This is a genomic window from Thiogranum sp. (genome assembly GCF_058323355.1).
Map to the genome: position 1 here is coordinate 17,914 of NZ_JBTTIO010000008.1, position 9,540 is coordinate 27,453.

The following is a 9,540-nucleotide window of genomic DNA, read 5'->3' on the forward strand; positions in this document are numbered from 1 at the left end:
AATGTGGCTGCCTGAATGTCATTGTTACTGTGCCTGTACCAGGAACCTTTGCCCCTGCAATGACAAGATGATGCCATCAGGTGTTATGGCGTCCAGCAGGGGGCCTTCCTGTAATTGTTCGCCTTCCCGGTATTTCTGCAGGTTGATCAGCACAAAACGTTCCCCGGGACGCTCGCTGTACACGTGCACATCCAGTCGCAGCCCTCTGCCCAGTTTTCGCAAAATAGACTCCGGAACCTGTGGCCACACGGGCAGGTTCTCGCTCTGCGGTGCGGACTTGACCAATGGTGCAGGCACGGGCGGTGGCGCAATAGCGGTAATCTGTGGTGACGGAGCCTCGCGACCTGTTTCAACCGGCTCAACGTCAACAACCGGTTTATTGACCGGCCGGGGTTGACGCATTTCAGCTATCGCGGTGGAATGATCGCGGCCCGACACCGCTGGCGAGGACGGCACGGTCACCGGTGTATGATCACGCGCTTCGACCACGGGCTGCGCGACATTTGTCGCGCCGTCCGGCCAGAACAACACCAGCAACAGGCCTGCATTAATCAGCAAAACCAGAATGAGTAACGAGACCCGGCGTGACGACAACCGGGTGGCAGCCGGCTCATGCTTACTGTCGATACGTGGAACCTGCCCGATCTCGCGATCGTGTTCCGCCTTTTTGAGTGCTTCGAGTATGTACGACATGCGTATCTACGACACCGCACCGCCACCAAGGCGGGGGACTGTCGGTTGCCGGGAAAGGTTATTCAGATGAATGAAGGTCCTGGCACCGACAACACCGTCGGCACTCAGTTCGTGGCCGCGCTGGAATTGCTGCACCAGCGATTTCAGTCCTTCGTCAAACAACAGGGGGTCGGGTGCGATGGAAGTCAGCCCCGTAGCCTGCCTGAGTTTTTCACGCAACCATTGAACATCGGCACTGCGATCACCGGGGCGCAGTACCGCGCTGCCGCCCGGTGGCATTTTCCACAGCAAGCGATACTCGCCGAACCAGTGACGCTCCATCGTCTCGACCGGCACCTCGACAGGCTGGCCATCAATCTGTAACCGGGCACGACTGCCGCGGATTTCCTGTAACAACACGGGCACCCTGCGTCCACCGGGCCCTACCAGTAGCAGAATGGCAGGCCGGTCGAAGTGCTGTAATACCGTGCGGCTGCCACCCCCCTGCAGACAACGCAGGCCGGCCGCCGGGGCAGCGGCGCAGGCCTGGGCATCACTGACAGCACTGGACTGCATACCCCAAAGCCCGAACAGACCGGACCAGGCGCTTGCTGCTGCGCCGCCACTGGCGGCTGCCAGTTGTTGCTCAAGTTCCGTGGCCAGGGGGGCATCAACCGCGATCGCACCCGCCACTTTTTCCATCGTACCGGGTTCAGGCAACCCGGGCTCCGGCTGTACGGCTGAAAGCTTCGCATTTCCGGCCAGTGCCGCGTCCGGTGGCGATGCCCGCCAGTAACCGATAACAAACGCCGCAATAAAAACAGCAGCAACGGCAGCCGCCAGCCAGCGCCACCATCCACCGCGGGCCGGCGCATCCAGCCCTTCTTCCGGCAACACTTCGCGCGCCGCACGGATAACAATCGACACATCAACCTTGCGCTTGCCTTCCACATAGGCACCCAGCATGGCACGGTCGCACATCACGTTGATCAGGCGCGGCACACCACCGGAGAGCTTTTGCACCATATCGATGGCCGCATCATTGAAGATGGTTTCGCTGGCGCCACACACCTGCAGTCGGTGACGGATATAAGCGGCTGTTTCGCTATGCTGGATCGGCTGCAGGTGGTAACGGGCAGTGATACGCTGCGACAGCTGGCGCAATTCCTCCCGCGCCAGCAAGGTGCGCAGTTCCGGCTGACCAATGAGTACAATCTGCAGCAGTTTTTCACGCGTGGTTTCCAGGTTGGTGAGCAGGCGCACCTGCTCCAGTGCATCGGCATCAAGATTCTGCGCCTCATCGATAATGAGGACAGTGCGGTGACCACGGGCATGGGTTTCGAGCAGGTGAGCATTCAGCACATCGGTCAACAGCTTGATGCTGTTGGTGTCACGCGCATACTCGATACCCAGCTCATCGCACAGACTGGCCAGCAACTCGATCGCACTGACACGCGGGTTGAGTATCAACGCCACATCGACATGATCCGGCACCTGTTCCAGCAGGCAGCGGCAGATGGTGGTCTTGCCTGTGCCCACCTCACCGGTCAGCTGCACAAACCCGCCGCCTTCACCGATACCATACAACAGGTGCGCCAGCGCCTCGCGATGCTGTTGACTCATATAGAGAAAACGCGGATCGGGCGCGATTGAAAACGGGCGTTCTGTGAGGCCGAAATGTTGTTCGTACATAAGACTTTTTTTGCCGCCGGACCGGCGATTGGAGGATTATGCCCTTTCTGCACGCCGCCGTCCCCTCCCGGCGTCACCGTTGCCGGCGACCCGCTCCGGTGTCGGTTTTCCTGACGCTCTGGACGACCGAATATAGCAACACGACAAACCGAATTAAATCAGCCCGTTAGAACAGATTCGCCGGGTACTGGAACAGCCGGAAGTGTTGAGTTTCTTTACGTTTATTACCCTGTGTATCAATAAGGAATAAAGTCACACGCCGGGCATCTATATAATTCAAGGCATTACAACAAGTGGCACATCGCTTGCTCAATACAGGCAATAAACAACAAGAATGGTGAAAGATGAACGCAAAGGTTGAAAAGAAAATCAATGGCGTCACCGTGAGTGCCAACCCGGTATACAAGGGGGGTTACCTGCCAGCCTACTGGTCATGCAGCATCGATGAACGGATCATCGCCAAGACCTTCAGTTCCGCATCGGAAGTCTTCCGGTTTGCACAGAACTCACGCCGCCACTGACACAGAACCCGTCTACGCAGCACACTCAGGCTGAGGGCGCGGCACGCAACACAATGTCGCGCAACACGTTCAGCCGACCATGGAAAAAATGACCGGCACCTTCCACACACACGGCTTGTGGCGACAGCGCCTGTCGCCCCAGCCACGATGCCAGCGCTGACCAGGGCACAATATCGTCAGCATCGCCATAGATCAGCAACCCGTTTATACCCGAGAGTCTGACCGGCTGGTCGGGAAAGTAGTTAACGGCCGGTGCTACCGTCACCAGCCAGTCAGGCTGTAATGACTGTGCTGCATCCAGCGCGATGAAGCCACCAAAGGAAAACCCCGCCAGCCACAACGGCAACCCCGGCCAGCGTGCTTTTGTCCATTCAACGACAGCCAGCAGGTCGTCCTTCTCACCCCGCCCTTCATCGTATTTACCCGCGCTCTCACCCACGCCGCGAAAATTAAAACGCACGCTGACCGCATCCAGTTCGACGAATGTTTTTGCCAGCTGGTGGACAATCTTGTTATCCAGGGTACCGCCGTGCAGCGGGTGAGGATGGCAAATCACAGCCAGTGCATGTGGTCTGGCTTCCGGCTCCGTTACCCGCACCTGAAGCTGCCCCGCCGGCCCGGTTACATAATGGTTATCAGACACAGAAAGAAAGGACTTTTTTCCGCCATCAGGCGGAAAGTGTATAAACCGGCATCGGGATCACGACGGCTTGCCGGAATCACGCCGGTTACGCGTACGGCGGCGTTCGATACCGGGTGAATGCAGGGTCAGGTCCAGGCTGTACCAGCCATCGATATCGACAGTCTGGCGTTTCCCGTTGATATTCTCCAGCACCACACGCTTCGGCTCATCCGCCTCGTGCAGCACCACACGAACCTGTTGCAACTGCCCGAGGATATTGGTGTACCAGTAACCCGGGATTGCCTGATGTGCCAACATGTATTTTCTTAGTCGATGATCTTTGTCCAACAGGTTCATTGCAACATTCCCCCCATTTACAACCTTAGCCGCATTTCGACTCACCGCAGTTCAGACAGGTCAGGCAACCGTCCATCTGGATCGCCGCCCTGGTATTGCACTTCACACACAACCGGGCGCCTTCGGGGAAATCCCCGCTGTTCTCCGGCTGGCTGGACTTGTTGGCCTGCTCGAACTGTTCGCGTTTTTCCGCCAGTAATTTTTTCTGATGCTCATCCAGGTCATCATCCTTGAGCATACCGATCATGCGCAGGTGACATTCGATCGCGTCGCCAATCTCAGCCACCAGCGATGGCATGTACTTGCCGCCTCGCTTGAAATAACCGCCGCGTGGATCGAATACCGAGCGTAATTCTTCCACCAGGAAAGTCACATCGCCACCCTTGCGGAACACCGCTGAAATAATCCGGGTCAAGGCCACAATCCACTGGAAGTGATCCATGTTTTTCGAGTTAATGAATATCTCGAAGGGGCGACGCAGCTCATGCGGCGTACCCTGGTTGAGAATCACGTCGTTAATGGTGATATACAACGCGTGCTCCGTCAGCGGCGTCTTCACCTTGTAGGTGGAACCCAGCAGCATTTCCGGACGTTCCAGCTTTTCGTGCAGGTGAACAACCTTGTCTTCTTCCTTGACCGGTGCAGCCTCAGCGTCCGGCTCGGCCGGCACCTCGTCCTTCAGCACCTCGTAGTCCACAATTTTCTGTTCAATTTTTCGGGTCATATGTATAACTCCTCTGACACCTTCGCTGCGCCTAGAACTTGCCGTAATAGCCTTCTTTCAGGGCATCGTACAGGTTGGCGGCGGTATGAATCTCTCCGTCGTATTCAACTTCCTCGTTACCTTTAAGCTGCACCGTACTGCCGTCGTCGAGGGTAAACTGGTAGGTGGTGTTTTCCAGATCCTTTTCCTTCACCAGCACGCCCTGGAAAGCCTCCGGGTTGAAGCGGAATGTCGTACAGCCTTTCAGACCCTGTTCGTAGGCATACAGGTAGATATCCTTGAACTCGTCGAAGGGGTAATCCGTTGGCACGTTGGCAGTCTTGGAAATTGATGAATCCACCCATTTTTGTGCGGCGGCCTGGATATCGACGTGCTGCCTGGGCGTCACATCGTCTGCCGCAATAAAGTACTCGGGTAACTGCTGCGCCTTGTCTTCACTGCCGGGAACAGCCTGGGGATTGACCAGCGAGCGATAGGCCAGCAACTCAAAGGACAGCACCTCGACCTTTTCCTTGGTCTTGCGACCTTCACGTATCACGTTACGGTAATAGTGGTGGGCAAAGCTCGGCTCGATGCCGTTGCTGGCATTATTCGCCAGCGACAGGGAAATGGTGCCGGTCGGCGCAATCGAGGAATGGTGCGTGAAACGCGCACCGCTCTCGGCCAGCCGGTCTACCAGTTCCGGGGCAATCTCACTGACCTGCTGCATGTAGCGGCTGTAGCGTGCGTGCAGGAGTTTGCCCTTGATGCGGTCACCAACTTCGTAACCGTCGAGCTTCATCTCCGGCCGTTTGCGCAACATCGCAGCCGTCACTTCAAACTCTTCTTCCAGGATAGGCGCTGGCCCCTTTTCTTCCGCCAGTTCCAGTGCCGTTTGCCAGCCGGTCAATGCCAGTTCACGACTGACCTTTTCCGTAAACTCGACCGAGTCCTTCTCGCCATACCTCATACGCAACATGGTGCTGGTCGAGCCCAGCCCGAGGAATCCCATGCCGTGACGACGCTTGCGCAGAATTTCGTCACGCTGTTGCTCCAGTGGCAACCCGTTGATCTCCACCACGTTGTCGAGCATGCGCGTGAAAATGGACACCACCTTGCGGAACTCGTCCCAGTCAAAGTGCGCATTCTCGGTAAACGGTTCGCGCACGAACTTGGTCAGGTTGACGGAACCCAGCAGGCAGGAACCGTAGGGTGGAAGTGGCTGTTCGCCGCATTGCCCCGTCACCAATCCGTTGAATACCACCGTATTGTGATCTTCCTGTGTGGTATCAAAGACCGCCTCACGCCCCACATAGGTAATAGATTTAATTTTACTGGTAAAGGACTGGTGTTTTTTGAGCGCTTTGCCTTCGACCCAGGCGTAATAGCGGTCATTCTTGTTGTCGAGCAGAAAACCAATCTCGCGCATAAATTGCTCACGCGACTCACCGTCGATAATCAATTCATAGTCGGCCTGGCAGGCATAATATTTCTGCCCACCATGACCATCCGGCAACAGTCGCTGGCCAGCATCACGCCGTTTGCGGATACGACAGAATACACCATAGTTGGTGAGCAGCATTTGCACATCTTTGAGCAGATCCAGGGTACTGGAAGCCAGTCGCACGGAACAACTCTCACTCTTGCTGGAAATATTGACTGTGCCATCACATTGAAACAGCGCACGCAAATAAGCCGTAACACATGCTTCGCTGCCACGCCAGATAACTTCAGGCACTTGCAGTTTGGAGCGGCGTGAGAAGCCATAGTGCTCCAGTACCCGGGCCAGGATAACAGAACGGATAAAGACATGATGACGCTCCGGCACCGCGACAGGCGCAACCTGGTAGGTACGTGGTGTATTGGCCATGCCAGCAAATAACGTATTAACATACGCAGCAACCACTGGCGCCAGCACCCGGTCTTCTCCCCAGAAACTGACAATAGCCGCCTCTTTGCCACGACCGCGATTGGTGAAATGGCCATCACCGGTCACCAGACCCAGCAACATACCCAACTCGGCACTGCCCTGCTCACCAAACTGACCCTTGCCTGACTGGACCATCAGGCTATCACCTGCCTTGAGTTCTCTGAGTTTTACCTTGCCACGGGGCGTATAGAAATCATGCCACTCAGTGGCCTTGATTTCATAGCCGTCCTCCGTCTCGACACGGTATACATCCGCCTGCCTTGCCGTCATGAAAGCCGGCACAGCCGGACGGCTGGAAACGCCTTTACTCCCGCCCAGGGCGCGCTGGTCTACAGTCACCTCCAGCGCTTCACCACTGGCATAAAGCTCACCTATCGGGATCATGCCATGCCGGGTATGCAAGCGGGTATCTGCGGTCACGCAGGGGTTGGTCGCACGAACAGTTTCATCGAACCAGTTGTTGTTCATCTCATTGACCTTGTCGATGAGAATGAAGCCCGGCTCGGCAAAGTCGTAGGTAGACGCCATGATCATGTCCCACAGCCGGCGCGCACGGATAGTGCGATATACCTTGCAGGCTACCAGACCGTTTTCATTGCTGACGTAGCCTTCGCTGGTCGGCCATTCGCGCCATACCACCTGGCTGGTATCGTACAGGTTCAGGCTATCGTCCTCGACTTCCTGTTTTGTCAGCGGGAACGCCAGCTTCCAGTCACTGTCGTGGCTTACGGCTTCCATGAACTCACGGGTGATCAGCAGCGACAAATTGAACTGGCGCAGCCGGCCGTCCTCGCGCTTGGCGCGCACGAAGTCCATCACATCGGGATGACCGACATCGAAAGTCGCCATCTGCGCACCACGGCGGCCACCGGCCGACGACACGGTGAAACACATCTTGTCGTAGATATCCATGAACGACAGCGGGCCGGAGGTGTAGGCGCCGGCGCCGGATACGTAGGCGCCTTTTGGGCGCAGGGTGGAAAATTCATACCCGATTCCGCAGCCAGCCTTGAGCGTAAGCCCGGCCTCGTGCACCCGCTCCAGGATATCGTTCATCGAGTCCTTGATGGTGCCGGACACGGTACAGTTGATGGTGGATGTCGCAGGCTTGTGTTCCAGCGCACCGGCGTTGGAAATAATACGGCCGGCCGGAATCGCACCGTGGCGCAAGGCCCACACAAACTGCTCATACCAGTGATCCTGCTTCTCCGGCGTCACTTCGACTTCAGCGAGGGCGCGCGCTACGCGTTTGTATGTCTCATCGATGGTTTCATCGACCGCCACACCATCCTTGCGTTTTAACCGGTACTTCTTGTCCCAGATATCCATTGAGGCATCCTGCAGGGGAATATCCGCAACACCGGTCGAAACAGACTTCAGCTGGACTGATTTCATCGCGACTCCTGACTCCTTCCTTTTGATTTTATTTGTGATTTTTTTATGACTCACAGACACCCCGATATATTGGGGTGACCCGTCACATCAACCACTAGATGTTGTGCAAATGAACGACAAGGTTATGGCTCGACGAGGGTCCTGTCAAGTCACAAATCGACAGTTTACGGCAATATTATTGACCATTGATTACAACAAGTTATCCAGACATTTTGCCAGCTGACGTGAGTTGACCAGACACTTGTACTGGACAGGTTCGCCAAACAGAAAAACACTATATATTGTGTTACTGATATACTGGCGCGACCACTCAGATACGTCCTGCGGGAAAACACATGACAAACAAAACCGACATCCTGTTTGAACTCGGCGAAGTGAGAAACCACGAGGAATGGAGAGACTATACCGGTTTCGGATTCAACCCATCCGACACGGCGGCTTTACTTGAAATCATTGGAGATGACTCACTCTACCAGGCCAGTGACGAGTCCGACGAAGCCTGGGCGCCTGTACACGCCTGGCGTGCACTGGGGCAAATTGGCAGTGTAAAAACGGTTGAGCCCCTGCTCGCCCGCTTTGAGCAACTTTGTCACGATGACTGGGCGCTCGACGAGCTGTCACGGGTTATGGGTATGATTGGCGCACCGGCGATCCCGGCGCTGGCACGTTACCTGAACGAACCCCAACACGATGAATTTGCACGCATCATGGCCATGGACGGACTGTACGAGGTCGTCAAGCACAACCCGGATCAACGCAGCGAAGTCATCCGCCGTCTCCGCGAGTATATTCACAAACCCGACAGGCATGCCCGCGTGCTGAATGCCCTGGCCGTCGGCCGTCTGATTGACCTGGAGGCACGTGAAGCCATTGACGATATCCGCGAGCTGTTCGCCTGGCATTGTGTCGACATCACCTGCAACGGTGACCTGGAAGCAGTAGAAATTGAACTGGGGCTGCGTAGTGAGCGCCGCACCCCAAAGCCCAACTACAACGAACTGGAGCAACAGGAACTGCAGAAATACTTCGATGAAAACGATATCGACTGCACGGCACCGAGCAGCGAGATACCTGACGCCGACGACATTTACCAGATCATTGATTATTTTCTGGAACGCTACGGGAATGACGAATCGGTTCTCGATGTCTCGGAACTGGACGGATTCTTTGCTTCACTCGCCTGCGCACCGAATATGGTACTTCCCTCCCAATGGATGCCGGCCATCTGGGGGGCTGAGGAAAATATGCCTGTATGGAAAGACCAGGATGAAATCCAGATATTCTCCCGGGCTGCCTTCACCCTGTATGACGCCGTCATGCAGACCATGAACGCGGGCGAATACGAAGCGCTGTTTCTTTTTCGTGAAATCGATGGCACGACTCACACCATTGTGGATGAATGGTGCCACGGCTTTCTTCGCGGCATGGAACTCTGGGAACCCCTGCCGCCGGTTGATGCGGCTTTCACCGCAGACTGCCTGGGAAATGTCCGCCTGTTCGCCACTGAAACAGGTTTTGAACAACGCGACACAATGAGTGTTGAGGAAATCGAGACCCGCCAGCAGCGAATCGATCCGGACGTGCAGCGCCTGTTCGAATATTTCCTGGAGAAACGGCTCGCCGGCCTTGCCCCGGTTGTGCGGGACTC

At 56.2% G+C, this 9,540-nt stretch carries 8 protein-coding genes; 2 read left to right on the forward strand and 6 right to left on the reverse strand.

The features are described 5' to 3' along the window. Nucleotides 1-24: 24 nt before the first annotated feature. Nucleotides 25-693 (reverse strand): general secretion pathway protein GspB, encoded by a 669-nt coding sequence (locus tag ACW81B_RS02175; RefSeq protein ID WP_491578561.1) that lies wholly within the window; start codon nucleotides 691-693, stop codon nucleotides 25-27. A 6-nt stretch (nucleotides 694-699) separates the two neighbouring features. After that, the gene (locus tag ACW81B_RS02180; RefSeq protein ID WP_491578562.1) at nucleotides 700-2,364 is read right to left on the reverse strand and encodes an ExeA family protein; all 1,665 of its coding nucleotides are present in this window, start codon (nucleotides 2,362-2,364) and stop codon (nucleotides 700-702) included. A 344-nt stretch (nucleotides 2,365-2,708) separates the two neighbouring features. Here ACW81B_RS02180 and ACW81B_RS02185 point away from each other — a divergent pair, with 344 nt between their 5' ends. Continuing rightward, on the forward strand, nucleotides 2,709-2,885 hold the full coding sequence (locus tag ACW81B_RS02185; protein ID WP_491578563.1) for a hypothetical protein: 177 nt from the start codon (nucleotides 2,709-2,711) through the stop codon (nucleotides 2,883-2,885). Nucleotides 2,886-2,910: 25 nt separating this feature from the next. Here the strand turns inward: ACW81B_RS02185 and ACW81B_RS02190 are convergent, their stop codons facing one another. From ACW81B_RS02190 to ACW81B_RS02205, 4 genes are all read right to left on the reverse strand, one after another. After that, complete coding sequence (locus ACW81B_RS02190) at nucleotides 2,911-3,528, reverse strand: alpha/beta hydrolase (protein ID WP_491578564.1); 618 nt, start codon at nucleotides 3,526-3,528, stop codon at nucleotides 2,911-2,913. A gap of 57 nt (nucleotides 3,529-3,585) precedes the next feature. Next, nucleotides 3,586-3,825 carry a hypothetical protein gene (locus ACW81B_RS02195; RefSeq protein WP_491578565.1) on the reverse strand — a complete coding sequence of 80 codons (240 nt, stop codon included), beginning with the start codon at nucleotides 3,823-3,825 and terminating at the stop codon, nucleotides 3,586-3,588. A 64-nt stretch (nucleotides 3,826-3,889) separates the two neighbouring features. Continuing rightward, on the reverse strand, nucleotides 3,890-4,588 hold the full coding sequence (locus ACW81B_RS02200) for a TSCPD domain-containing protein (RefSeq protein ID WP_491578566.1): 699 nt from the start codon (nucleotides 4,586-4,588) through the stop codon (nucleotides 3,890-3,892). A 31-nt stretch (nucleotides 4,589-4,619) separates the two neighbouring features. Further along, nucleotides 4,620-7,892: a ribonucleotide reductase barrel domain-containing protein gene (locus tag ACW81B_RS02205; RefSeq protein ID WP_491578567.1), complete on the reverse strand. Its 3,273-nt coding sequence runs from the start codon at nucleotides 7,890-7,892 to the stop codon at nucleotides 4,620-4,622. A gap of 335 nt (nucleotides 7,893-8,227) precedes the next feature. On the opposite strand from ACW81B_RS02205, the gene ACW81B_RS02210 reads away from it, so the two are divergent. Beyond that, nucleotides 8,228-9,540: UPF0149 family protein (locus tag ACW81B_RS02210; RefSeq protein ID WP_491578568.1), on the forward strand; the 1,313-nt coding region annotated here is incomplete at its 3' end.

Excerpts from the sequence above, each read along its gene's own strand:
- ACW81B_RS02175 (WP_491578561.1), bottom strand. The coding sequence starts at position 693 with ATGTCGTACATACTCGAAGCACTCAAAAAGGCGGAACACGATCGCGAG.
- ACW81B_RS02180 (WP_491578562.1), bottom strand. The coding sequence starts at position 2,364 with ATGTACGAACAACATTTCGGCCTCACAGAACGCCCGTTTTCAATCGCG.
- ACW81B_RS02185 (WP_491578563.1), top strand. The coding sequence starts at position 2,709 with ATGAACGCAAAGGTTGAAAAGAAAATCAATGGCGTCACCGTGAGTGCC.
- ACW81B_RS02195 (WP_491578565.1), bottom strand. The coding sequence starts at position 3,825 with ATGTTGGCACATCAGGCAATCCCGGGTTACTGGTACACCAATATCCTC.
- ACW81B_RS02200 (WP_491578566.1), bottom strand. The coding sequence starts at position 4,588 with ATGACCCGAAAAATTGAACAGAAAATTGTGGACTACGAGGTGCTGAAG.
- ACW81B_RS02205 (WP_491578567.1), bottom strand. The coding sequence starts at position 7,892 with ATGAAATCAGTCCAGCTGAAGTCTGTTTCGACCGGTGTTGCGGATATT.